The sequence below is a fragment of the Nocardia coffeae genome (assembly GCF_019890715.1).
GTDB classification, from domain to species: Bacteria; Actinomycetota; Actinomycetes; order Mycobacteriales; family Mycobacteriaceae; genus Nocardia; species Nocardia jiangxiensis.
In genome coordinates, this window is sequence record NZ_JAINZY010000005.1 from 269,199 (window position 1) to 293,822 (window position 24,624).

Genomic DNA, 24,624 nt, shown 5'->3' on the forward strand with positions numbered 1-24,624 from the left:
GCTACGGTGTCGCTGTGAACCAGCACACGAGCTCCGAGCCGGTTTTCGCCAACCGGGGCACGTTCGGCAAAGGTGGTGATGTGACCGATTTCTCCGACGGCAGACCCGGCGCGTTGGGCACCCTCGCGCATTGCTGCGCCGCCCTCGCGGCCACGCCACGTCGTCTGCTGCATCCGCGGCGTCCCGATCCGGAGTTCCTGGCCGGACTCGAGTGCGCCCGAGTTCCGAACCCCCGCAACATGGTTCGCTTGACCGCGCTGTTGCAGGCGCGCACGTCGGCGCCGACCGCGCTGGTCGCCGAGGGCGTACGCAGCCTGGGAACGCTGCCCATGGGGATGGGTGCGTTCCTGGTCGAACATCCCCGCGCCCGCTTCGTGATCGATCCGGCGATGTGCGCGGGCGTGCACAAGCGGGTGCTGCCCGGATTGCCTTTTCCGATGGGGTTGTTCGTCGCCCCGGGTAAACCGGTGCTCGGGCTCGAGGACGCGCTGGCGGGGCAGGATCTGTCCGGTTCGGATATCGATTTCACCATCGCGACCCATCTGCACTGGGATCACGTGTCCGGTTTGCTGGAACTTCCCGATTCGGTCGAATTGCGTGTTCCCGCAGTGGAATACGAGTGGGCGATGACGGGGGATACCGCACCGTACGGCGTGGTGCGCGTACCGCTGCGCGATCGTGCTGTGCAGCCGCTGCACCTCGAGGGGCCGCCGGTGTTGACCTTCCCGGCCAGTCACGATCTGTTCGGCGACGGCTCGGTGGTCCTGCTGGATCTGGCCGGGCACACCCCCGGCAGTATCGGGGTGCTGCTGGCCGTGAACGACGGCACGCATGTGCTGCTGGCCGGTGATGCGGTGTGGAACACCTTGCAGATCAAGCTGATCCGCGAGAAGGCGCCGATGCCCGGACAGCTCGCCGATGCCGATCGCGACCGTGCCTTCGAGACCGTGCAGCGTCTGCACGCGCTGCCGCGGGGTATCGAGATCATCGCGAGCCACGACTTCAACGCGGTCGCCGAACGAGCCTGAGCCGGCGGCACATTCGCCCCGGACACGGGTGCGGCCGACCGGGGACCTACCCCTCGCCCGGCCGCACCCGCGGGCGGGCTCAGCGCACGAACGACGCCAGCCGGTCGTTGATCAGGCCCTGCGCCTCGGTCACCATGCGGGAGATCAGCTCCTCGCAGGTGGGGATGTCGTCGATGAGGCCCTGGACCTGTCCGGCCGACCAGATGCCCGCATCGAGATCGCCGTCCTCGAAGACGCGTCGTCCGCGCGCACCGGCGACCAGATCGCGCACGTCCTCGAAGACGCCGCCCGCCTTCTCGATCTCCACGACCTTGCGGCTGATCTCGTTGTCCGCGACGCGGGCGGTGTTGTTCATGGTGCGGAAGATGAGCTGGGTGTTGCGCTCGGTGTGCGCGACGATCTGCTCCTTGACCGTGTCGTGCACCGGCGACTCCTGGGTGCACATGAAGCGGGTGCCCATGTTGACCCCGTCCGCGCCCAGCGCCAGCGCCGCGACCAGGCCGCGAGCGTCGGCGATACCGCCGGAGGCGATGATCGGGATCGACAGGGCCTTGGCGGCGGCCGGAATCAGGACCAGGCCGGGCACATCGTCCTCACCCGGGTGTCCGGCGCATTCGAAACCGTCGATGGAGACGCCGTCGACGCCGATCCGCTCGGCCTTGAGCGCGTGCCGGACGCTGGTGCACTTGTGCAGCACCTTGATTCCGGCGTCCTTGTAGTAGGGCAGGAACGGTTCGGGGTTGCTGCCCGCGGTCTCCACGATCTTCACGCCGGAGTCGATGATCGCCCGGACGTACTCCTCGTACGGCGGCGGGTTGATCGAGGGCAGGATCGTGACGTTCACGCCGAACGGCTTGTCGGTGAGTTCGCGGGTGCGCGCGATCTCGCGGCGCAGATCGTCCGGGGTGGGCTGGGTGAGTGCGGTGATGAAGCCGAGGCCGCCGGCGTTCGCCACCGCCGCGACGAGTTCGGCCCGGCCGACCCACATCATGCCGCCCTGCACGATCGGATGTTCGACGCCGAATCTCTCGGTGAACCTGGTGCGCAACATCGATGTCCTCCTGCTCGAGTGTGATCGGCGGCGTTCGGTGGAGATGCTGCCGGAACTCCGGGCATCGCCGCCGTCGGATCTGGTGCTCGCGCCGTGTGCGGCTCCCGGCCCGAATGTCGTCGATAGTGGCATGGCCGAGCCACCGGGGACAACCCTGATGTAAGCGTGTGTTTGCCCGGTTAACTGAGACGCTCGGCATTGACTCGATGATCAGACAATTTGTGATCGATGTAAATTAATGATCTGAGCTGGTGCGTTCTTGGGTCGCCTTGGGTATTTAGACTACTCTTTGTAATCCTTGTCACGACAAAAAGTTAGCTGGTATTCTCATTCTCGTTCAGCCGTGGACGCCATCGGGGCAGCCGGTGCGCGAGCGTGCGGCGGTTCCGAAGGGAGTTCGTGCATGACCACCGGTGCCCAGTCGCTCGCCGAGCCGATCCGATCGCGGCGCAACCACTGGAACAATCAGGTCGCCACTCATGCGGTGATGCGCCCCGATCAGGTCGCGTTCCGGTTCTCCGGGCACGACACCACGTGGAAGCAGTTCCACGAACGGTCCCTGCGATTCGCCGACGCGCTGTCCCGCCGAGGGGTCGGGTTCGGCGATCGCGTGCTGCTGCTCGCGCTGAACTACACCGAATACATCGAGGCCGTCTTCGGCATCAACGCGCTCGGCGCGATCGCGGTGCCGGTGAACTTCCGGCTGACCCCGCCCGAAGTCGCCTACATCGTGGCCGATTCCGGTGCCAAGGCGATCGTCACCGATACGATGCTGGCTCCGCTGGCGACCGGTGTGATGGGCCAGGCTCCCGCCCTGCAGACCTGCGTCGTCATCGGCGGGCAGACCGGCGAAGGTGTGCTCGGATACGAGGAGCTGCTCAGCGAGGACGGGGAACCCCATGTGCCGCTGGATATTCCGGAGGACACCCCGGCGCTGATCATGTACACCTCGGGCACCACCGGCAGCCCCAAGGGCGCGGTGCTGTCCTACGCGAACATGAACGCCCAGGCCCTGACCTGTATCCGCGCAATGGAACTGGATGCCGGGTCGATCGGCTTCTGCACCTCACCGCTGTTCCACATCGCCGGACTCGGCAGTCTCACACCGTATTTCATGCTCGGCGGCACGACCGTGCTGCACCCGCTCGGCGCGTTCAACGCCACCGAATGGCTGGACGCGGTCGAGCGGGAGCAGGCCACCGCGGCGTTCTGCGTTCCCGTGCAGTGGCAGATGATCTGCGAGGAGCCGACGGTCAAAACCCGAAAGCTGGCGCTGCGCATGCTGTGCTGGGGCGCCGCGCCCGCCTCGGACACCGTGCTGCGTGCGATGGACGACTGCTTCCCGAACGCGCGCAACGTCGCGGTGTTCGGACAGACCGAGATGTCGCCGATCACCTGTGTGCTCGAGGGTGACGACGCGATCCGCAAGCTGGGTTCGGTCGGCACCCCCATCCCGACCATTCAGGCCCGCGTCGTCGACGACGAGATGAACGATGTGGCTCCCGGTGAGATCGGCGAGATCGTCTATCGCGGACCGACTCTCATGCAGGGCTACTGGAACAGGCCCGAGGCCACCGCGGAGGCGTTCGCGGGCGGCTGGTTCCACTCGGGTGATCTGGTCCGCCAGGACGAGGAGGGCTTCGTCTACGTGGTGGACCGCAAGAAGGACATGATCATCTCCGGCGGCGAGAACATCTACTGTGCCGAGGTGGAGAACGTCCTGTTCGCGCATCCGAAGATCCACGAGGCCGCCGTCGTCGGGCGGGCGCACGAGAAGTGGGGTGAGGTGCCGGTAGCCGTTGTGGCCCTGCTGAATCCGGACGACACCCTCACCCTCGAGGAGCTCACCCCGTTCCTGAACGAGAACCTGGCCCGCTACAAGCACCCCAAGGATCTGGTGATCGTCCCGGAGCTGCCGCGCAACGCCAGCGGCAAGGTCGTGAAAGTCGATCTGCGCAAGAACTATTCGGCCTAGCCTCACAGCAGGTACATCGCCGCGATCCCCGCGGCGACGGCGCAGGTGGCGAAAATCCGTGCCGTGCCGAAACTTTCCTTGAACAGCAGGGTGCCGATCAACGCTCCGGCGATGATGCTCGATTCCCGCAGGGCCGCCACCTCGGCCAGGGCCCCGCGGGTCTGGGCCCACAGCACCAGTCCGTACGCTGCCACGCTCATGGCGCCGCCCGCCACCCCGATCAGCCAGACGGGGCGGATCCGGCGCCACAGCGTGCGGCCGTGCGTGGCGAACGCGCCCGCGGGAATGACGATCTGCTCCAACAGCATCAGCCACGCGATATAGCCGAGTGTGCTGTGCGCCAGGCGAACTCCGATGCCGTCGACCGTGGTGTACGCGGCGATCATCAGACCGGTGGCGACGGCTGCGCCCAGCGCGGCCGGGCGGCTCGGATTCGTCCGCTGTCCCCACAACACCAGCCACGCCAGTCCCGCCGAGATCAGCAGCACTCCGGCGAGCTGGCCCACGCTGGGCGATTCGCCCAGCAGCGCCGCCGCCAGCAGGGTGACCACCAGCGGTGAGGTGCCGCGCGCCAGCGGATAGGTCTGGCTCAGATCGCCGAGGCGATACGAGGTCATCAGCAGATAGTTGTAGGCCACGTGCAGCACCACCGACGCCGCGAGCCAGCCCCAGCTGGGTGCGGCGGGAATCGCCGCGACGAACATGAGCGCCACGGCGCACACCATGCCGCCGAGATTCACGATCGTGATCGAGACGGTCTTGTCCGGGATCCAGTGCGCGATCGCATTCCAACTCGCGTGCAGAGCGGCGGCCACCAGCGTGGCGATCAGCACCGTTACCGGCACACCGGAGGAGGATCGATCCGAGATCGCTGCCGCGGCAAGAATATTCATCGCACGAAGGACTCTCTGTCATGCCCGGAATCCGGGCAGGCCGATAGAGTCCTCCAGGCTTTTATCCCTTCAGATGCCGGAGCCTCGCGTGTGCGGTGCCCTCGTGGCGCAGCTCGGTCCGGTCCGCACAGACCTGATTGTGGTGTCGTTCAGGCGGTCTGCGCGCGGAACCCTATGCGCAATCTGGTCCAGACCATAACGCCGCACACCGCCGTCACGCCAGGGTGAGTCCGATCACGCCGGTCCGGCATCCGCGCTCAGATCATGTTGTTGTCGTTGAGCCAGCGCATGATCGGCCAGCCGCAGAACACCGGCAACCAGCAGGTCAGCACGCGATAGAGCAGAACCGCGGGCACCCCGATCCCCGCGGACACGCCGAACGCGGCCAGGCCACCGATCAGCGCGGCCTCCACCGCGCCGACACCACCCGGGGTCGGGGCGGCCGAGGCCAGCGTGCCGCCGATCATGGTCACCACCGTGACGGTCACGAACGTGGTGTGCCCGCCGAACGCCTCGATCGCGGCCCACAGCGCACCCGCCGCGCCGAGGGTGATCGACGCACAGCCCAGCACGATCATCGCCAGACGTTTGGGTTCGCGTGCGAGCGTGCGCAATTCGCTGACCACCTCGGCCAGCTGCGGACGCACCTCGGTGCGCAGCCAGCGCCGCACCTTCGGCACGAACATGGTCACCCCCAGCGCGCCGAACAACGCGCCCGCGGCGAAGTACAGCACCGTCGCACTCGGCACGAAATGCGACAGATTCGCCGAAACCCCCGCCGCCACACTGAAAACGATCAATAGCACCACGTGCGTGATCACCTGGACCGCCTGCTGCAGCGCCACCGCGGCGGTCGCCTTCACCGCGCCCATCCCGCTGCGCTGCAGGAATCGCACACTCAGCGCCAGACCGCCCACGCCCGCCGGCGTCGTGGTGGCGGCGAAGGTGTTCGCCACCTGCATGAGCAGCAGATTGCGCGGATTCACCGATTCGCCCGCACACCCCCACAGCGCCATCGCCGCGCCGACATAGGTGAACGCCGAGACCGTCAGGCCCAGCAGCGCCCACCACCAGTTGGCCGTGCGCAGTTCGGTGAAGAAGGTCGGCACCTGGCTGATGTACGGATAGGCCACGTACACCAGGCCGATCAGCAGGATCAGCTGGATGAACTGATTCCGGGAGAACCGGGTGATGTGCGCGGCTTCGATCCGATCCTCGTCGGTCTGGTGCAGGACCTGCTCGCGGACCTCCTTCATCACCGCGCCCGCGTCGTGCACCGAATTCCGGATCAGCCGGGGCAGCGCCGACTTGGTCAGCCGCCGCGAGGCATCGATCACCGCCTGCTTGCCCAGCACCTCGATCGCGGTGCGCACGGCCGATTCCGCGCCGAACAGCGATCCGGTGGTCAGCAGCAGCTGTGCCACATCGGACTGGAAGCGGGTGTCGTACGCGCCGAACTCCGCGGCGGAGAACCCGCCGAACAGCACCCGCCCGTCGGCGATGCGGATCTCCTCGGCCCGCAGGTCACCGTGCGAGATCTGGGCGCGATGCATGTTCTGCAGCGCCTGCCACACCTGGGTGTGCACCTCCTCGCCCGCGGCGATGGACAGGATCTCACCGCGCGGAACGGTGTGCGCGTACAAGGTCCAGCCGCGTTCGAGGGCCGCGACGGTGAGCGGTTTGTTGCTGGCCAGCCCCAGATCCCCGATCGCGATACCCAGCAGGGCGCGATGTTCCACGCTGCGGCGCATGGACGCGAACACGGGCGTGCGCTCACTGCTGCGGAAGGCCACGAAACGTCGCAGCTGCCGCAACATGCCGCGGCTGCGCTGGTTCTGCCCGTACATCTCGATGGTGAGCCGGTGATTCGGGCCGGTATCGGCCGAGAGCAGCAGCGGGCCCGGCCCGGCCGGGCGCACCACCCGGATCGCGGTGACCGTGTATCCGCGCCGGGCCAGCACCCGCACCGCACCGTCCAGCGGCACCTCCAGGGCGGGCGTGCCGACCACGAGCGTGATCACCGCGCCGACGAACCAGCCCACCGCCAGACCGAACATCGCGCGCGAGGGCACCGTCAGGCTGACGAACAGATGCAGCGGTACGAATGCCAGCAGCGCGGCCCACCACCAGCGCCGCCAGGACGCGGGCAGCCACGGACTGGCCACCGTCAGCACCGCGGCCAGCATCGCGATCCAGCGCGGATCGTCCAGGAACTGCGACAGGAAGGTATTGAGTTGCTGAGGTTCGGCCAGGTGCCAGCGCGGTGCGGAGATTCCGGTATCGGTGATCGACAACGCGAGCACGGCGATCAGCCCGGCGGTCAGATAACCGCCGAGCAGCTTCCACTGCCAGCGGAACAACAGCCGCACCAAGATCGCGAACGGCAGGGCGAAGATGGCGATGCCGTACAGCAGGTACACCAGATTGGACTGTTCCGGGGTGAGGATGCCCAGGATGTCGGAGACCGAGCGTTCCAGCGCTTCCCAGCGCGGCCGGGTGATCAGCGATCCGGCGATGACCAGCGCCACCAGCGCAGCGGACGCGATCACCCGCAGGATGTCGCTGGTGCGCCGGTTGTGTGGTTGCAGGAGGCTACCGGAGACCGGTATCTCCCGCCCGTCGACTCGCATGTCGTTTCGGCACTTTCGGATCGAGGGAGAGCTGCGTCGGTCCTCTCGGTCGACTAGCTGTGAGTATGCAGGACGCCCCGGAACGGGTCAGGGGCAACACGCCGTCACCCCTGTGGTGCAGGCTGCTCTGCCGCGGTTTCGGGTTCGGCGGTCTCGGGACTCTCCGGTTCCGGCGGTGCGAGCACACCGAAGACCAGGCCGGTCATCGAGCCCGCGTCGAGTTCGGTGATGGCGGCGGCGACCTTCTGGGTCGGCACCCGGTGCGGGAAGGAGTCGGGGGCGATACCGTTCACCCGCACGCCGAATTCGGCGAATTCACTGGCCTGATGCCGGGTCAGGTGATCCAGTGCGGCCTTGGTCGCGGAGTAGATGGCCTGCCCGCCGGGATACACCTCCGATCCGGACAGGCTCGACACGTTGACGATATTGCGGTTGCGTTCCCGGTTCCGAAGATCCGCGCCCAGCCAGCAGCGTTGCGCGAGGCGGGTCGACAGTCGCAGCGGCACACCGACATTCATCGCGAACTGCGGTTCGAACTCGTCCAGGGCGGTATCCCCGTCGACCATGCCGTTGGGCTGCAGTTCGATGCGCGCGGCATTGTTCACCAGCAGATCCACCCCGCCGAACTTGGCCAGTGCCAGATCCACCACCCGCTCCACCTCACCCTCGCGGGCCAGGTCGGCGCGGATCACGTACACCCGGGATGCGTTCTCGGGCAGTTCTTCTCGCGGCGCGAGCGGATCGATGAACCACTCCTCCTGCGAGGGCACCGCGGGCACCCGGTCGCGGCAGACCGCGACGATGTCGTAGTTCTGGTAGTACGCCCCGCAGAACACACTGCCCAGCAGTCCGCCCGCTCCGGTCACCAAGGCGACCCGGCGCTGATCACCATTCGGCAATTCCGGCACCTCCCCAGCGGCGCACCGCCTGTTCACGTGGCTGGTGCAGCCACATCACCACACTGTTGCGGGCGGCGGTGTTGCCACCGGCGAAGGCATGCCACGACCGTGGCGTGCATTCGAAGACGATCATCGAATTGTTCAGCGGCGGAACGTAAACCGTCGGCTGCGGGTTGGGCGAGCCGATCGCGGAGTACAGCCCGGTCTCCCCGCCGTTGCCCGAGCGCCAGTCGGGATTGCCGAGATAGAACAGCACCGCGACCGCGCGGACCAACTCGCGCGCGTCGACCCCGGGGGTGCGCGTGCCGTACTTGAGATCGATGCCCGGATCCGGCAGGCCCACGCCGTGCTGGCCGGGCGGCTGACCATGGAACCACGCGGGCGCCAGGTCGCTGTGCGGCCAGCCGCGCTGGCTGCCCGGCGGATGATGGTGGACCGAGCCCTCGACGTCGCCCGTGACATCGGACACGCCGACCACCCCGGCGATCAGATCGTGCCAGGCGCGGGAGAGGAATATCTCCAGCGGCCCGTCCCGCAGTTCGGCCAGACTCACCCCGCTCGCGCCGTAGTTCTGTGCCACCTTGGCGAACAGTTCGGGCCGATCGGTGCGTACCCGTTCGTATTCGGCGGCCAGCCGGGTGTAGGACGCGGACGTGAACACTTCTCGCACGTAGACGTGCGAGAAGGGACGGGTGCGGCGGACCCAGCGACGATGCGCCAGCAGGCCGGTGAACCATCCCGGCAGCGGCGTTTCGGTTTCCATTCGTGCTCCCTCCCGGACCAACCAGCCGATCCTATGGGGTACCGGCCGCCGACACAGGGGGACCCTCGCCGATTCCGGCCTTTTGCCGCAAGTCGAGCCGCCGCTCGTGCAACGATCACTCGGTGATTCGAGATGTCCGTATCTGTTTCGTCGGCGATTCACTGGTTGCCGGAATGGGAGATGGTCGGTATCTGGGCTGGGCGGGTCGGCTCGCGGTGCGCGCGGACAGCGCCGGACAGCCGCTCACGTATTACAACCTGGGGGTGCGCGGGCAGACCTCGACGGATATCGCGGCTCGCTGGGAGGCCGAGTGCGACCAGCGCCTGAGCCCGGAAACCGATGCGCGCGTGGTGTTCTCCTTCGGCGTCAACGACACATTGCTCGAGGACGGTCGGGTGCGGGTGCCCGCGCCGGATTCCGCGGCGAATCTGACCGCGATCCTGCGCCGCGCGGCCGAGCGCGGCTGGACCTCGCTGGTCGTCGCCCCGCCGCCCAACGCGGACGACGAACACAACCGGCGCATCGGCGAATTGGACTCGCTCTACTCCGAAGTCTGTGCCGCGCAGGATGTTCCGTATGTCCGGGTGCATCAGCCGCTGCTGCACAACCACACCTGGATGCGCGCGGTACGCGACGCGGACGGCTATCATCCGGGCGCGGAGGGTTATGAGGAGTTCGCCGCCCTGATGGTCCCGTACTGGCTGCTGTGGCTGGCCGAACCTGGTTCGGCCCTGCCCGTCGTGCGCTGAGGTCACCGGCCCCCGCGATTCGGGCGATCGTCGCTGATCACCCGCCGGCCTCGGCACGCCGTCGGCGTTGTCGGCCGCTTCGGCGGCGCACCGGAATTATTCCGGCTGATATCAGGGTTGACCTGGATAATCAGCTCGCAGTCCGATCGGCAGCAGGGTCCGCTCGTCCAGCCGGGAGGTAGATCATGTCGCTCACATTGACTCCCAACCACCCCGCGGCGGTGCATCTGCGGCGGTTGTTCCTGGCTGTGATCACCGCCAGTTTCGTCTTCCTGCTGGCGTGGGTGGTCTACCTGGCGACCAGCCTGCCCGAGCATCGGGAGGTCGCGCACTGGGATATCGCGTGGGTCGGCTTCGATTGCTTCCTGGTCGCCGCCATCGGGATGACCGCACTGTGGGCCTGGCTGCGGCGGCCGATCCTGATTCCGTGGGCGATCATCACCGCGACCCTGCTGTGCTGCGACGCGTGGTTCGACATCGTCCTGGACTGGAACACCCCCGACCTGCCGATCTCCCTGCTGACCGCCGGAGTGGGCGAATTGCCGCTGGCCGCGCTGCTGTTCTATGCCGCCCGGCGGTTGATCCGGCTGTCCATGGCGGCGGCCTGGGCGCGCAGCGGCCAGGGTGAGCCGCCGCGGATGTGGCGGGTGCGGATGTCCATCTTCGAACATTCCCCCGTCCCGCGCGATGAGCACACCGGCGAGCACTAACATGGCGAGCCGGGACACCGGGGGATGCGGCGCGACGAGCGAGGTGGAGGGAGCAGCGTGACCAGTGCGAGCGAATGGGCGGCGGACGACACCGACCTTCGGGCCCGCCGGGCGAAATCGTTCGGTCCCGAGGCCGTCGCCTACGAGGAACATCGACCGGACTATCCGCTCGCGGGCATCCGGTGGGCGCTGGCGCCGCTCGACGCGCCGGATCCCGAGGTGCTCGATCTGGCCGCCGGAACCGGCAAACTCACCGAAGGTCTGCTCGCGGTCGGCGCACGGGTCACCGCCGTGGAACCGGACGAGGCGATGCGCGCGGAATTCCGCCGCCGCCACGAGGGCGTGAAAGCACTGGCGGGCACCGCGGAATCCATTCCACTGCAGGATGATTCGATGGATGCCGTAGTGGTCGGACAGGCGCTGCACTGGTTCGATCAGGAACGCGCATTTCCGGAGATCGCCCGGGTGTTGCGTCCCGGTGGTGTGTTCGCCGCATTCTGGAATATGCACGACGTCGGAGTTCCGTGGGTGGCCGAACTGGACCGGCTCTCGCGGTCGCAGGTGTCCTTCCGCACGCGCACCTCCGGCGGCACGGTGGACAATCCGCTGTTCGAGGAGTTCGTGCAGGCCGATTTCCCGCACGCGCAGCGCCGGACCGCCGAAAGCCTCACCGCGACGATCGGCACCCATTCGCACACGCTGGTGATCTCACCGGACGAGCGGGCCGTACTGCTCGATCGGATCAACACCTACCTGCGCGGCATCCCGGAGGTCGGCGACGGCGAATTCGACCTGCCGCTACGGACTCTGGTGATTCGTTCCGGAGTGCGCTGAGCCCGAACGGGTTTCGAGGACGGCCATGGCGGCGTTGTGGCCGCCGATACCGCTCACCCCGCCGCCGCGGACCGTGCCCGCGCCACATCGGAACACGTTGCGATGCGCGGTCCGCACGCCCCAGCGGGCCGCGGGGTCCGGATCGTCGTCGGTGCGATACGGGAAACTCAGGTCGCCGTGGAAGATGTGCCCGCCGGGCAGGCCGATCTCACGCTCCAGATCCAGCGGACTACGGGCCTCCAGGCAGAACCGGCCCGCGGCGTCGGTGGCCAGGCAGTCCCGAATCGGTTCGGCCAGTACCGAATCCAGTTGTGCCAGCGTCGCGTCGAGGACTTGCTGTTTGACGCGATCATGATCCTCGGCGAAAAGTCTTGCCGGAGTGTGCAACCCGAACAGCGTCAAGGTGTGCATGCCGCGCGCGGCCAGTTCGGGGCCCAGAATCGACGGGTCGGTGAGGGTGTGGCAGTAGATCTCCGACGGCGGCCGGGGTGGCGGATTCCCGGACTCGGCGGCGCGGTAGGCGCTGTCCAGTTGCGAATACGCCTCGGCGATATGGAATGTCCCGGCGAAAGCCGCCCCCGGATCGATGTTCTCGCGCAGTCGGGGCAGGCGGTTCAGCAGCATGTTCACCTTGAGCTGCGCGCCCTCCGGCTTCGTCGGCGCGGAATCGCCCAGCAGGCGGGACATTTCGTGCGGCGCGGCATTCACCAGCACGTGCCGTGCGCCGACCGTGCCATCGGAGAATCGGACTTCCGCTGTGCTGCCGTCGGTTTCGATCGCGTGCACCGCGCTGTCCACCACGATCTCCGCACCCGCCGCCCGCGCGGCCGTGGCGAGTGCGTCGGTCAGCGCGCCCATCCCGCCGATCGGAACGTCCCAATCCCCGGTGCCGCCGCCGATCACGTGATAGAGGAAGCAGCGGTTCTGTCGCAGCTCCGGATCGTGCGCGTGGGTGAAGGTGCCGATCAACGCGTCGGTCAGCACGACCCCGCGCACCGTATCGTCGGTGAACCTCGCTTCGATCGTCTCGCCGAGCGGCCGTTCGAAGATCGCTTCCCAGGCCGCGGAATCATCGATGGCGCACTGTAATTCGCTGCGGGTCGGCAACGGCTCGGTGAGTGTCGGGAAGACCCGCTGCGCCACTCGGCCGGTCGTCTCGTAGAACTGCTGCCACGCCCGGAAATCGGCATCGGACCCGGTGAGCCGGACGAAACTCTCCCGCGTGCGTTCCGAATCACCGGTATCCACCAGCAGACCGGCCTGCCCGACCGGGGTGTACGAGGAGATCCGCCGTCGGCGAGTGGCGAACCGCAACCCCAGATCCTCGACGATCCGCCGGGGCAGCAGGCTCACCAGATACGAATAGCGGGACAGCCGCGCATCGAAGTCCGGGAAGACCCGCTCGGATACCGCCGCGCCGCCGGTGTGCGGGCCGCGTTCGAGCAGCAGCACCGAACGTCCGGCCCGCGCCAGATACGCCGCGGCCACCAGCCCGTTGTGGCCGCCGCCGACGACCACCACGTCGTACGAGGTTCGCATCTGCCCTGGATATCACGAATCCGGCCGCGATCACCCCTGCTCGGGCGAGTCGGCCTCGGCCGACCGGGTCGCGATCAGATACCAGTGCCGGGTGCGCTCGTCCGGATCGGGCTCGCGGTGCATCCGGGCGACGACCGTGAAGCCGCGGGGACGCAGCAGTTCGGCCATGCCGCGCAGCGACCAGCGGTAGGAGGTGGTCACCCGGTGATCGTGCGCCTGGACCTCGACCGACTCGTCGGCCGCGGCCTGGAACGCCATCAGCAGCTGCCCGCCAGGCCGCAGCACTCGCGCGAATTCGGTCAGGACGCCGGGCACCCGTTCCGGCGGCAGGTGGATGATGCTGTACCAGCTCACCAGGCCGCCGACCGCGGCGTCGCCCAGCGGGAGCCGCTCCATCGTGCCGATCTCGTAACGCAGATCCGGACGGTCGGCGCGGGCCAGCCGGATCATCTCCGGGGACAGGTCGATGCCGGATACGTCCAGACCCAGCGTGTCCAGATGGGTCGTGATCCGTCCGGGACCGCAGCCGACATCGATCACCGGGCCGGACCCGGCGGCCCGCACCAGATCCGCGAAGGCGCCCAGCATCGCGCGATCGAACGGCTGCGCGGCCAGGGCGTCGGCGAACATGCCGGCGTACAGCTCCGCCACCTCGTCGTAGGCATTCCTGGTGGTGGGGACGTCGGCGGGTTCGACGAGGTTCGATTCGTTCACGGCCGCAGCCTAACGATCGGCACCGACACCCTCGCCCGATCGATTCCGGCCGAAACCGGCTGATCCGCAACGAGTCTCGAGTCCTCGCACCGGGGAAATGATCTTGCTTGACTTCCGGCGCGGGCGGGCTCAGTATGGCAAGGTCAGCACCTCGTAGGGTGAGGCGCCTGCATGAATACAGGCTACTGATCTCGGTCGTCCGCGTAGGCACCGAGGTCGACCGGGTCACCCGCGGCACGTGTGGGCCCCCGGGCGGCCGTCCATACCCGGAACATCTTTCGTGCACGCCGAAACCCTGTCGAGCGGGTGGCCCCTTCGTATTTCGCGGTGGTACATCCCTGTGCTCAGACAACCGGTGACGACCTGCGTCTCCGGCGATCGTAGTTCGGCAGTGAGGAGGTGAGGGACGAAATATGACATTCGTCGACAGTCCGTATCGGTGTCCGGCCCGACAATCTAGATCGCCGCGACCCCTCGTCCAATCACACCATCGACCGGCAACGACGCCGCAGGAGACCTGAGCATCATGACGCAACCCGCCATCGAAACCTTCCACCGCAACGACGCCCGCATGCTCGACACCGCCGAGGGCGTACTCGTGGCACTGCGCCGCTACAGCCCCGCGGAGGCGTTCGCCGAGATCCTCGACACCGCCCGCCGGCACCGCGTGCCCGCCCTGGGCTTGGCCCGCGCCCTGGTCGAACTAGCCGGGGCGGAACCGCCGGTCGACACCCCCGACGTTTCCGCCGCCGTGGCCCGCACCGCCTGGGGTCATCTGCTGGCCCGCCCGAACCTCGACGTGCCTACCCCCGCCTGAGGTAATCGGGCACTGCCCGGCTCGCTGCTGGGCGACACCGGGCCGCCGGGCGTGGTTCCACTGCCGCTGCTCCTGCACCGGGCGGCGGCGGGCGCGATCTTCGGGCAGACTTTCCGCATGGAGACGCTCGGATCGCGCACCGTCTACACCAATCCGTGGCTCGAGGTCCGGGAGGACGACATCCGTCGCGCCGACGGGTCCACCGGCATCTACGGCGTGGTCAGCCGCCCCGATTTCGCCATGATCGTGCCGCAGGAGCGGGATCGCCTATTGCTGGTGGAACAGTTCAGATATCCACTCGGACAACGCTGTTGGGAATTCCCGGCGGGCACCCTGCCCGACCGCGCCGCAGCCGACCCGATCGAACTGGCCCATCGTGAACTGCGTGAGGAAACCGGCCTGCGCGCTGCGAACCTGACCTACCTCGGCCTCCTCGACACCGCCCCCGGCACCGTGAACCAACGCGGCCGCGTCTATCTCGCCACCGACCTCACCCACGGCGAGCCCGAACGCGAACCCGAAGAACAGGACATGCGAATGTCCTGGTTCCCGCGCGAAACCTTCGAGCAGATGATCCGCACCGGCGCGATCACAGACTCTCAAACCCTCGCGGCGTACTCGTTACTGCTGTTGCAGGAGCGGATCGGTGAACGCGTGCAGTGATCCGCGAACTCACCCCATCGGGAAGTCCGCCGGGTGCAGGTAGGCGGGGACGCCGTGGGGTTTGGCTCGGGCGAGGATGATTTCGGGGGCGTTGCCGATGCGCGCGGTGAGTCGGAAGCCGTGCCGGTCGTCGGAATTGTTCTGACCCTCGAAGGCGATGTGGGCGAATCCGGCGTCCGGGGTGACGGCCGCGGCGAGGCGGTCCAGTTCGCCGGTGACCGCGCGCCACTCGTCCGGATCGACGTATTGGCGCATGACCGAATGCCAGACCACGGTCAGCGTGCCGGGTACCAGGTTCACTCCGGCGAGGAATTCCTGTGCGCCCGAGGTGATCACGTCGGCGGGGACCTGCTCGGCCACCCGTAGCGCGCCCGCGAGACGCTCGGCACGTCCGGACTGGTCCGGCCAGAGATAGGAACGCAGCGTCAAAGAGCCACGGGCAGTGAGTGGATCGAGCGGGGCGGGATCGCAGCCACGTCGTTCGACGACCTCCAGCGTCGGATGACGCCGCGCGGCGGCGGTCAGCCAGCCGGGTACCGGTCCCTGCCAGGCGTCGGCGAGGTCGACCGGCGAATCCGACGGACCCCAGTCGAGATCGCCGGTGCGCCAGCGGAAATGGTCGGCACGCAGATTGAGTCCGGCGCTGCTGCCCAGTTCCAGCAGACGCACCGGAAGCGGCATCGCGTCGACCGCGGCCAGCAGTCCGGCCAGCAGCGGCACCACCCGCCCGACCTCGTTGGTCTGCGGTGCGCGCGGCGGAGTGTCCAACCAGGTTGCGATCCAGTCGATCTGCTCGGCGACGACGGCGCGGAAGGCGGGCCAGGTATCGGCGTCCGGCGGGGCGGCCTGCGGCGTTGCGCTGGGATAGTACCGGGCCAGATCGGGCGCGGCCCCGGACAGCACCAATGCGTGTACCGCGGCCAGAAAACGCAGCGGCACAACCGAATCGCGTGGTGAGTCCGCGAATCCGGACAGTGCCTTCGCGCACGGCCCGCCCTCGCCGATGTCCTGCGCGATCCCGGTCGCGAGCGCGGCGTACAGCGGCGACTCGAGTTTCGCGCAGACCTTCGTCTGGTACTCGAACTGGGATATGAGCGTCACGGATCCACTGTGAACCAGGGGTCGAGACGAATCAACATTGATTATCGTCAAGGTATGCAGTGGATCGATGCCCGATCGGCGGCGGACCGGCTCGGGGTGAAGCCCGCGACGCTGTACGCCTACGTCAGCCGGGGTGTGCTGCACCGGCGTTACGATCCGGGCCGTCGGCGCAGCATGTTCGATCCGGCCGAGGTGGAGGAGTTGGCCCGGCGCGGACGGCCGCGCCGCAAACCCGCGCCGACCGAGATCGCCATCGAATCGCGGATCACCACACTCGGCCGGGATCGGCCGTACTACCGTGGCCGCGATGCCCTCGAACTGGCCGCCGGCCATCGCTTCGAGGAGGTCGCCGAATGGCTGTGGCGCGGTGAACTCATCTTGACCGGCCCCTGGCGTTGCCCGGCCGATGCGGTCGCGGCGGCTCGCGCGGTCCAGGCCGGACTGCCCGCCGGGCTGCTTGCGCTGGATCGCCTGCAGGTGGCGGTCACCGCGCTCGCGATCAGCGATCCGATGCGTTTCCAGCGGAATCCGGCGGCTGTCGCCGCCATCGGCCGCACCCTGATCGCGGGTATGGTCGAGGCTCTGCCCGCACTGAGTGTTCCGGTCGCGGAATCGATCTCGGCGTTGCTGTGGTCCCGGCTGAGTCCGCGGCCACCGTCCGGGGAACCGGAATTGCGCCTGGTCGACACCGCGCTGATCCTGCTCGCCGATCACGAACTCGCCGCCTCGACCTTCGCTGCTCGCGTGGCGGCCTCGGTCCGCGCGGACCCCTATGCCGTGGTGGGCTGCGGCCTGGGCGTACTCGGCGGCCCGATGCACGGCGGCAGTTCCCCGGCGGTGGAACGCATGCTCGCCGAGATCACCGAACCGGCCCTGGTCCCGCGCGTCATCGGCGACCGGCTGCGCCGCGGCGAGCGCATCCCCGGCTTCGGCCACGCCGTCTACAAGAACGGCGACGCCCGCGGCACCCACCTGTGGAACCTGTTGCGTCCCATGGCCTCCGGGCATCCGGCGATCGTGCTTGCCGAGTCGGTGCGCACCGAAATGCGCACCCGCCGCCTCCCCGAATTCAACTGCGATTTCCCGCTCGCCGTGCTCGGCATCGTCTTCGGCATGATTCCCGGCGCGGGCGAAACCCTCTTCGCCGTCGCCCGCACCGCGGGCTGGCTGGCCCACGCGCTGGAGGAATACGCCTCGGGCGTACTCATCCGGCCTCGGGCCATCACGCCGCCGATCAGCTGAATCGGTTGTCGCACAGAATGTTCAGTGTTGGCGTGCAGGTGACATCGGCTTCGTCCCGGTATGCGATGCCGGGGCCTCGCTACCGGATTGTGTTGGGCCCGGGATGATTCCGGTACGCCTCTGGCGCCATCGCATCCGGCACCCGGACCGCTGTCACTGCCGTATCACTCGCATGCTGGAAGTATGGCGGGGTGCATCAGGCTCCGGCTGGTGGCGCAGGGCCGGGGTGGATGCGGTGTCAGCGCACTGGATTCATTGCGGCACAACAGAATCCGGCTTGCGCTGGGCGCGTACGACCGTGTCGCTGGTGTGGTGGGTGCCCGCGGGGGCGGGAGCTGTGCGGGGGCGGGTTTCGTCGATCAGGACGATCCAGTCCTCGTCGAGCAGGGTGGCGATCTCGGCGGGCTGGTAGAAGTCGTGCGGGTTCATATCGCCGTCGGGGTTCGGGGGCAGGTCGGCGAGATCGTGGCCGACGACGAGCAGGGTGCCGCCGGGGGCGACGGCGGTGAGCAGGCCGCGCAGCGCGGTGTGGTCGTGTTCGCGGGGGAGTGGGAAGTACTGCACGGTGACCAGGTCGAATGCCTGGGCCGGAGGTGGCGTTCGGGTCAGATCGGCCACCGACCACGAGATGCGTTCGGCGACATCGGTTGCCGAGGCGGCGGCGCGCTCGAGCGCGACGCGCGAGATGTCGACCGCGGTGACCCGCCAGCCGCGCCGGGCCAGCCAGAGCGCGTCACCACCCTCGCCGCAGCCGACGTCCAGCGCCTGACCCGGCGGCAGATCCGTGATCTCGGTGACCAGCACCCCGTTCGGGTTGCCGCTGAAGAGTCGCTCGCGACTGCCGTACCTGGCATCCCAGAAGTCTGCGTCCATCGTCCCTGCCTCGTTGATCGGATCGGTATCACCAACCTGCCGCGTTGATGAGGATCTGACAAACCTCTTTGCGGAATCCGCAAACCTTCGGCACCATCGAGCCATGACCGACGAGTTCGACACCGTCCTGGCCGCGGTCGGCCCGCGACTGCGTGAGCTGCGCCGACGCAGCGGATTCACCTTGACGACGTTGTCCGAACGCACCGGGATTCCGATCAGCACGCTGTCCCGGCTCGAATCCGGCCAGCGCAAACCCGGCCTGGACCTACTGCTCCCGCTGGCCCGCGCCTACCGTGTCCCACTGGACGAACTCGTCGGCGCACCCGCCAGCGGCGACCCGCGAGTATTCCCGCGTCCGTTCATCCGAGACGGCATGACCGTGATCCCCTTGACGCGCAAACCCGGTGGGCTGCAAGCCTTCAAACAGATCCTGCCCGCCGAAGGCCACGACCGCGCACCCGATCCTCGCTCCCACGAGGGCTACCACTGGCTCTACGTGCTCAACGGCCGCCTGCGCGTCATCCTCGGCGATCAGGACCTGATCCTGTCCAGTGGCGAGGTCGCCGAATTCGACACCCACCTGCCGCACTGGTTCGGCAACGCCGACCCCAGCCCGGTCGAATTCCTCAGCATCCTGGGCCCGCAGGGCGAGCGCTTCCACATCCGAGCCCGCTACCGCCCGACCTGAACGAGCTCAGCCGAGGAAATCCGTCAGCCGATCGACCAGCCACCCGGGCTGCTCCTCGGGAACGAATGTCCGCAGTCCGGGATCATTTCGAGCCGCATGTCCTGCGCATGCTCGCGATGGCTGTCCCGCAACGGATTCGGCGGCTTGCCGACGTAATTCCCTACTGCGTCGACGGCATATCGAACGCCGCGAACAACGTCGGTTCGAGAAATACCGTGATCGCGCTGATGGCATCCGATCCGGCAGTTATCACGTGGATCGAATGTGCTTGCAGCACAACATTTTCACCGCGACGGTATTCGGCGACCGCGGGCTGGCCGTTGGCCGCGGTCGGAATCAGCACCATCGCGCCGGGATCGGTGAAGGCGCGTTCGGCGAGGAATCGCGTCACGGCGTCGCGTCCGGTGAACCACACCGGGACCGGCGGCATCTCGAGTCGCACGTCGGCGGCCAGCAGCGCGGTGAGGGCGTCGAGATCCGCGTTCTCGAAGGCCGCGCAATAGCGGTCCAGCAGGGCGCGGCGCTCGGCGTCGTCGGGTTCGGCGGCCTGCTCGGCGGCGGGTGCGAGCTGCGCCAGGTGAGCCCGGGCGCGTTGCAGGGCGCTGTTGATCGCGGCCGGGGTGGTCTCCAGCAGTTCGGCGACCTCGGCGGCGCTGAACTGGACGACATCGCGCAGGATCAGCACCGCGCGCTGCCGCGCCGGTAACTCCTGCATCGCCGTCATCACCGCGAGCCGCACACTCTCCCGGGCCACCACGGTCGTCTCGGGAGTCAGTGCGTCCGGCAGCGGTTCGAGCCACCGGTACGCACCCCCATCCCCGTCCAGCGGCGCGTCCGGATCGGCCGAGCCCGCGCCCAGACCCGCCGGGAGCACTCGCCGGGCACGGTTCTCCAAAGCGCGCAGGCATGCGGTCGTGGCGATGCGATACAGCCAGGTTCGCAGCGCCGCACGTTCCTCGAACGCCGGATATCCGCGCCATCCGCGCAGGTACGTCTCCTGGACGAGATCCTCGGCATCGTGCACCGACCCGAGCATCCGATAGCAGTGCGCGATCAGCTCGCCGCGGAACGGCGCGGCTCGTTCGATGAAATTCTCCTGGACCGGCACGGTCGTACTCCTCGGTCTCGGCACATCGGGGGAGGTGGACCCCTATGTACAGACACCGGCCGCGCCCGGAATTCATCGGTCCATCCGCACCCTTCGTGAGTCGCGGACCACGACATATCGCGCCGCCGCCTGCGCACCGATGAATCCGCGCGCCAACCCGTATCTCAACTAACGGGGGAACTCGAGCGCAGCTTCGACGAAAGCGATGACGAGCATGAATGAACCGATTACACCCGGTGACCTGGACGGCGCGACGGCCGTCGTCACCGGAGCGGGCCGTGGATTCGGCCGCGGGATCGCCGCGGCGCTCACCGCGGCCGGAGCACACGTCGTGGGCGTCGGCCGAACCGGCGCCGCTCTGGAAAAAGTGCACGCCGAACTGGGCGATGCCTTCACGCCGGTGGTCGCCGACGCGGCCGATCCGGCCACCGCCGCTCGGCTTCTGGACGAGTACCGTCCGCGCATCATCGTCCTGTGCGCCGGGGCGATGCCGCGGATGAGCCCGGTGCAGGAGCAGACCTGGGAGAGTTTCAGCCTGAACTGGAACGTCGATGTGGCGCAGGCATTCCACTGGACGCAGGAGGCGTTGCGCCGCCCGCTGCCGCCGGGCAGTTCGGTGATCGCGATCTCCAGCGGGGCCGCGATCAACGGGTCACCACTGAGCGGCGGCTACGCGGGGGCGAAGGCGACGGTTCGGCTGATCACCAGTTATGCCGCCGCCGAATCCGAACGCGCCGGGCTGGGCATCGAATTCGTCTCGGTGCTACCGCAATTGACGCCGCTCACCGATCTCGGCGCCGCGGCGGTCGCGGCCTACGCCGCGCAGCAGGGCGTCGACGCCGACACCTTCGTCCGGGCTCGGGGACCGGTGCTGACGCCCGAGCAGGTGGGTGCGTCCGTGCTCGCGATCGCCACCGCCGCCGAACCCGTCCATCACGCGAACACGCTGACCGCAGCAGGCATTTCGCCGCTGGCATGAAAGGAAGGATGGCAATGGATCACACACCGCCGATCGTCTCGCCGCAGGAATGGCAGACAGCCTGGCAGGAGATGCTGGTGCGGGAGAAGGCGGCGACGCGTGCCCGCGACGCCCTCGCCGCGGCGCGCCGTCGAATGCCCTGGCAGGCCGTGGAGCGGCAGTACGTCTTCGAGGGGCCGGAAGGGCGGGTGAGCCTGCTGGATCTGTTCCAGGGGCGTCGGCAACTGGTCCTGTACCGGGCGTTCTTCGAACCCGGCGTCGGCGGCTGGCCGCGCCATGCCTGCCGCGGCTGCTCCATGATGGCCGATCACGTCGGCAATCTCGCCCACCTCAACGCCCGGGACACCACCCTGGTTTTCGCCTCCCGCGCACCGCAGGCCGACATCGTCGCGCTGAAGGAGCGAATGGGCTGGCAGATGCCGTGGTACACGATGACCGACGGTTTCGACGCCGACTTCGGCGTCGACGAATGGCACGGTACGAACGCCTTCATCCACAACGGCGACAAGGTATTTCGCACCTATTTCATCAACAACCGCGGCGACGAGGCGATGGGAACCACCTGGAGCTTCCTGGACATGACCGCACTGGGCCGCCAGGAACTCTGGGAGGACTCCCCCGAGGGCTACCCCAGAACCCCGCCCTACGAATGGTGGGACTGGCACGACAGCTACGGCGAGCACATCCCGTCGCGCTGGTTCGGCGATCCGGACCCCGACAACCCGAACGATCAGCGCCCGCCCCGACGGGCCGACCAGGAAAGCGCGTAATCCTCACTCGCACAGGTGTTCCCGGGTGCAAGTCACCCGGGAACCGCGGGCCCGCACTCAGGCCGCGCCGGTCTGCGGATAGTACGGCCGCAGCCCGGCGGCGAGGATGCGGTCGAGGATTCGATCGGGTACCACGCGCAGCATGCGGGTGATCAGGGCCGCGTCGCGGCCGATGGTGTACCGGGTGCGCGGTTTCGGGGCGGTGACGGCCTTCGCGATCACCCGGGCCGCGTCCTGCGCGGACCTGCCGCCTCCGGCGTGCGCGGCGGAATGTGCGTTGGACGCGTGGATCAGGCCGTCGTAGCGGGCGCGATGTTCCGCCGACATTTCTGCGGCGAGCTGGTTCGCGGTGCTGACCACCCGGTCCGACATTTGCGTGCTGACCGCCCCCGGTTCGATGACGACCACCTGCACACCCAGCGGTGCGAGCTCGCGGCGCAGCGCATCGCTGACCGCCTCGAGGGCGAATTTCGTCCCCGCGTAGGGCCCGTAGGTGGCCATGGCGACCCGCCCGCCGATCGAACTCATGTTGATCACCCGGCCGGAGTCGCGCAGCAGCGCGGGCAGCAGTGCCTGGATGACGGCGATCTGGCCGAAGAGGTTGACCTCGAACTGTCGCCGCCATTCGGTCAGCGGCAGGGTTTCCACGGGAGCGTTGAGCTGGACGGCGGCATTGTTCACCAGGGCTCGCAGCGGTCCTGCCTGCGAGTTCTCACCGAAGCGGGCGGCCAGTCGCGCGATGTGGTCCGGTTCGGTGATGTCGAGGATGACCGGTTCGATGCCCTCGGCTCGCAGTGCGTCGGCGTCGCGATCGCGGCGCACCCCGGCGATGACGTGGAACCCCTGCTGGGCCAATTCGCGTGCGGACGCCGCCCCGATCCCGGTCGAGGCCCCGGTCACGACGACATACCCGCGACTTCCGGACGAGATTTCAGATGACGGTGTCATCTTGATGACGGTAGGTTTTTCAGATGACGGTGTCAACTGTAATGTGGCCGACATGGTCACCCGCACCGAATCCGCCGCCGCGACCCGCCGCGCCCTGCTCGACGCGGCCGCCGAACTGCTGGACGGCGGCGGGCCGGATGCGGTGACGCTGCGTGCGGTAGGCGCGCGCGCCGGACTGACCCGAGGCGCGCCGTACCGGCACTTCCCCGACAAGGACAGCCTGCTGACCACCGTCGCGACCGAGGCCCTGGACCGTCTCGCGGATCAGGTGCGGACCGTGTGCGCCGATCCGGAAGCGTCCACGGCCGACGGGCTGCAGCGCGCCCTCGCCGAACTCGTCACCCTCGGCCGCCGTCAACCGCACCTGTACCGCCTGATGTTCGAATCCCCCCTCGGCGACCCCGCGACGGTCCATGCCGCAACCCTGGCGGGCGAACGAGCCGAAGCCGAATTCTTCACTCGCATAGAGGATTTGGTCGGCCCCCGGAAAGCCCCCCACTTCGCCGCACTCCTGCTGGCGGGCGTCCACGGCATCACCGCCATGGCGTCGAGTGGTCACCTCACCAAGGACAAATGGCAGGTCACCGCCGATGAACTGGTCGCAACCCTGGTGTCCATGATCGCCCGAGAGGCGAGCTCGCAGGGTGCGCGATGATCGAGGTCAGGCCTCGACGCCGTGCTCTGCGGGGAGCAGTAGCAGCTTGCCGTGGGCGTGGCCGCCCAGACTGATCTCCAGAGCCGTCCCGAAATCCTCGAGCGGGAAGGTGTCCGCGACGGGGACGTCGAAGCGGCCCTGCGCGGCGAGTCGCACGAACTCCGGGAGCCCGTCGACATGCTCGAGGCGGGCTTCGTGGAACGTGTCCCGTGCTCCGAGTTCCGCGGCTTCGGGTACCGAGCCGCCGAGGGTCAGTACCCGCGTCGGGTCGCCGCCCGCGATCCGAATCAGATCCGGCAGCGCGCCGCCGACCGGGGCGGTGTCCAGGACCAGGTCGACCGGGCCGTCGCCGAGGGCTCGGACGCGTTCGACCATGCCCTCCCCGTAGGAGGTGACCTCGGCGCCGAGTTCGCGCAACCGCTCGGCGTGCGCCTGTCCGGCGGTCGCGATCACCCGCAGGCCGCGCACGAGCGCGATCTGCACGGCCGCGTACCCGATCGTGCTGCCCGCGCCGTGAATCAGAATCGTCTTGTCCGGGTCGAGCCCGAGCGCCGTGAGGTGCCGGTAGGCCGTGTCGACCGCCATCGGCAGCGCCGCGGCCCGCGTGAGATCCAGGCCCGGGGGGACGGGAGTCCAGCGGTCCATGATCGCGTAATCCGAGGCGCCCGCCGACGACGACTCGCGCCAGTCCGCATTTCCGACCACCAGGTCGCCGATGCCGACCTCGGTGACCCCGTCGCCGACCGCATCCACGGTGCCGGACACATCGATTCCGACACCTCGGGGCAGTTCGCCCGCGAACAGGCCCTCGCACAACGCCCAATCGGCCGGAGCAAGTCCGCACGCGTGCACGGCAACCCGGATCCGGCCCGGTCCGGGCTCGGGAACCGGCACGGTCTCCATCCGCAGGACCTCGCGAGCCGGTCCGTACTCGCGGAATCGCACCGCGCGCATCGTGGCGGTGGTCTGGCCGGGATCGGTCATCGGTGTCTCCT

24 protein-coding genes are annotated in these 24,624 nt (G+C 68.3%); 12 read left to right on the top strand and 12 right to left on the bottom strand.

Annotated features, from left to right (window positions below; translation table 11 throughout):
• Positions 1-14 precede the first annotated feature (14 nt).
• Positions 15-1,028, top strand: coding sequence for an MBL fold metallo-hydrolase (locus tag K7711_RS20855; RefSeq protein ID WP_308014854.1), 1,014 nt, complete (start codon positions 15-17; stop codon positions 1,026-1,028).
• Between the two features lie 79 nt (positions 1,029-1,107).
• Here K7711_RS20855 and K7711_RS20860 read toward each other — a convergent pair whose 3' ends face one another.
• Positions 1,108-2,079, bottom strand: coding sequence for an NAD(P)H-dependent flavin oxidoreductase (locus tag K7711_RS20860; RefSeq protein WP_222971094.1), 972 nt, complete (start codon positions 2,077-2,079; stop codon positions 1,108-1,110).
• A gap of 403 nt (positions 2,080-2,482) precedes the next feature.
• Between K7711_RS20860 and fadD5 the strand changes: the two genes are divergently transcribed.
• On the top strand, positions 2,483-4,054 hold the full coding sequence (fadD5, locus tag K7711_RS20865; RefSeq protein WP_222971095.1) for a fatty-acid--CoA ligase FadD5: 1,572 nt from the start codon (positions 2,483-2,485) through the stop codon (positions 4,052-4,054).
• Between the two features lie 2 nt (positions 4,055-4,056).
• On the opposite strand, the gene K7711_RS20870 is transcribed toward fadD5, so the two are convergent.
• The 4 genes from K7711_RS20870 to K7711_RS20885 form a co-directional block, all read right to left on the bottom strand.
• On the bottom strand, positions 4,057-4,947 hold the full coding sequence (locus tag K7711_RS20870) for an EamA family transporter (protein WP_222971096.1): 891 nt from the start codon (positions 4,945-4,947) through the stop codon (positions 4,057-4,059).
• A 257-nt stretch (positions 4,948-5,204) separates the two neighbouring features.
• Positions 5,205-7,577 carry a lysylphosphatidylglycerol synthase transmembrane domain-containing protein gene (locus K7711_RS20875; protein ID WP_222971097.1) on the bottom strand — a complete coding sequence of 791 codons (2,373 nt, stop codon included), beginning with the start codon at positions 7,575-7,577 and terminating at the stop codon, positions 5,205-5,207.
• Positions 7,578-7,681: 104 nt separating this feature from the next.
• Complete coding sequence (locus tag K7711_RS20880) at positions 7,682-8,476, bottom strand: SDR family NAD(P)-dependent oxidoreductase (protein WP_235747511.1); 795 nt, start codon at positions 8,474-8,476, stop codon at positions 7,682-7,684.
• Positions 8,463-9,239, bottom strand: a complete 777-nt coding sequence (locus tag K7711_RS20885; protein ID WP_222971098.1) for a 2OG-Fe(II) oxygenase — start codon at positions 9,237-9,239, stop codon at positions 8,463-8,465. The genes K7711_RS20880 and K7711_RS20885 overlap by 14 nt, the downstream gene beginning before the upstream one ends.
• A gap of 122 nt (positions 9,240-9,361) precedes the next feature.
• On the opposite strand from K7711_RS20885, the gene K7711_RS20890 reads away from it, so the two are divergent.
• The 3 genes from K7711_RS20890 to K7711_RS20900 all read left to right on the top strand — a co-directional run bounded on the left by K7711_RS20890 (position 9,362) and on the right by K7711_RS20900 (position 11,532).
• A complete protein-coding gene (locus tag K7711_RS20890; RefSeq protein WP_222971099.1) occupies positions 9,362-9,988 on the top strand; it encodes a DUF459 domain-containing protein in 627 nt (208 codons plus the stop codon).
• Between the two features lie 185 nt (positions 9,989-10,173).
• Positions 10,174-10,698 (top strand): hypothetical protein, encoded by a 525-nt coding sequence (locus tag K7711_RS20895; RefSeq protein WP_222971100.1) that lies wholly within the window; start codon positions 10,174-10,176, stop codon positions 10,696-10,698.
• Between the two features lie 57 nt (positions 10,699-10,755).
• On the top strand, positions 10,756-11,532 hold the full coding sequence (locus tag K7711_RS20900) for a class I SAM-dependent methyltransferase (protein WP_308014855.1): 777 nt from the start codon (positions 10,756-10,758) through the stop codon (positions 11,530-11,532).
• On the opposite strand, the gene K7711_RS20905 is transcribed toward K7711_RS20900, so the two are convergent.
• Both K7711_RS20905 and K7711_RS20910 read right to left on the bottom strand, forming a co-directional pair.
• The gene (locus K7711_RS20905) at positions 11,497-13,071 is read right to left on the bottom strand and encodes a phytoene desaturase family protein (protein WP_222971102.1); all 1,575 of its coding nucleotides are present in this window, start codon (positions 13,069-13,071) and stop codon (positions 11,497-11,499) included. The two genes, K7711_RS20900 and K7711_RS20905, sit on opposite strands and share 36 nt — an antisense overlap.
• A 30-nt stretch (positions 13,072-13,101) precedes the next feature.
• A complete protein-coding gene (locus K7711_RS20910; RefSeq protein ID WP_308014856.1) occupies positions 13,102-13,785 on the bottom strand; it encodes a class I SAM-dependent methyltransferase in 684 nt (227 codons plus the stop codon).
• A gap of 526 nt (positions 13,786-14,311) precedes the next feature.
• Between K7711_RS20910 and K7711_RS20915 the strand changes: the two genes are divergently transcribed.
• Positions 14,312-14,602, top strand: coding sequence for an ANTAR domain-containing protein (locus K7711_RS20915; protein ID WP_051193943.1), 291 nt, complete (start codon positions 14,312-14,314; stop codon positions 14,600-14,602).
• A gap of 117 nt (positions 14,603-14,719) precedes the next feature.
• Positions 14,720-15,265 carry an NUDIX domain-containing protein gene (locus tag K7711_RS20920; protein WP_222971314.1) on the top strand — a complete coding sequence of 182 codons (546 nt, stop codon included), beginning with the start codon at positions 14,720-14,722 and terminating at the stop codon, positions 15,263-15,265.
• 9 nt (positions 15,266-15,274) lie between these two features.
• On the opposite strand, the gene K7711_RS20925 is transcribed toward K7711_RS20920, so the two are convergent.
• The gene (locus K7711_RS20925; protein WP_222971103.1) at positions 15,275-16,366 is read right to left on the bottom strand and encodes a DUF2332 domain-containing protein; all 1,092 of its coding nucleotides are present in this window, start codon (positions 16,364-16,366) and stop codon (positions 15,275-15,277) included.
• Positions 16,367-16,420: 54 nt separating this feature from the next.
• On the opposite strand from K7711_RS20925, the gene K7711_RS20930 reads away from it, so the two are divergent.
• A complete protein-coding gene (locus tag K7711_RS20930) occupies positions 16,421-17,608 on the top strand; it encodes a citrate synthase (RefSeq protein ID WP_222971104.1) in 1,188 nt (395 codons plus the stop codon).
• A gap of 252 nt (positions 17,609-17,860) precedes the next feature.
• Here K7711_RS20930 and K7711_RS20935 read toward each other — a convergent pair whose 3' ends face one another.
• Positions 17,861-18,481, bottom strand: a complete 621-nt coding sequence (locus tag K7711_RS20935; RefSeq protein WP_222971105.1) for a class I SAM-dependent methyltransferase — start codon at positions 18,479-18,481, stop codon at positions 17,861-17,863.
• A gap of 103 nt (positions 18,482-18,584) precedes the next feature.
• Here K7711_RS20935 and K7711_RS20940 point away from each other — a divergent pair, with 103 nt between their 5' ends.
• Complete coding sequence (locus K7711_RS20940; protein ID WP_222971106.1) at positions 18,585-19,169, top strand: helix-turn-helix domain-containing protein; 585 nt, start codon at positions 18,585-18,587, stop codon at positions 19,167-19,169.
• A 160-nt stretch (positions 19,170-19,329) separates the two neighbouring features.
• On the opposite strand, the gene K7711_RS20945 is transcribed toward K7711_RS20940, so the two are convergent.
• Positions 19,330-20,277, bottom strand: a complete 948-nt coding sequence (locus tag K7711_RS20945; protein ID WP_222971107.1) for an RNA polymerase subunit sigma-70 — start codon at positions 20,275-20,277, stop codon at positions 19,330-19,332.
• 214 nt (positions 20,278-20,491) lie between these two features.
• Here K7711_RS20945 and K7711_RS20950 point away from each other — a divergent pair, with 214 nt between their 5' ends.
• Together K7711_RS20950 and K7711_RS20955 are read left to right on the top strand one after the other, a co-directional pair.
• Positions 20,492-21,256, top strand: a complete 765-nt coding sequence (locus tag K7711_RS20950) for an SDR family NAD(P)-dependent oxidoreductase (RefSeq protein WP_222971108.1) — start codon at positions 20,492-20,494, stop codon at positions 21,254-21,256.
• 14 nt (positions 21,257-21,270) lie between these two features.
• Positions 21,271-22,026, top strand: coding sequence for a DUF899 domain-containing protein (locus K7711_RS20955; RefSeq protein WP_222971109.1), 756 nt, complete (start codon positions 21,271-21,273; stop codon positions 22,024-22,026).
• A 57-nt stretch (positions 22,027-22,083) separates the two neighbouring features.
• Here the strand turns inward: K7711_RS20955 and K7711_RS20960 are convergent, their stop codons facing one another.
• Positions 22,084-22,974, bottom strand: a complete 891-nt coding sequence (locus tag K7711_RS20960; RefSeq protein ID WP_222971110.1) for an SDR family oxidoreductase — start codon at positions 22,972-22,974, stop codon at positions 22,084-22,086.
• A gap of 52 nt (positions 22,975-23,026) precedes the next feature.
• Between K7711_RS20960 and K7711_RS20965 the strand changes: the two genes are divergently transcribed.
• Complete coding sequence (locus K7711_RS20965) at positions 23,027-23,629, top strand: TetR/AcrR family transcriptional regulator (RefSeq protein WP_222971111.1); 603 nt, start codon at positions 23,027-23,029, stop codon at positions 23,627-23,629.
• A gap of 6 nt (positions 23,630-23,635) precedes the next feature.
• On the opposite strand, the gene K7711_RS20970 is transcribed toward K7711_RS20965, so the two are convergent.
• A complete protein-coding gene (locus K7711_RS20970) occupies positions 23,636-24,613 on the bottom strand; it encodes an NADP-dependent oxidoreductase (protein WP_235747513.1) in 978 nt (325 codons plus the stop codon).
• Positions 24,614-24,624: the final 11 nt, after the last annotated feature.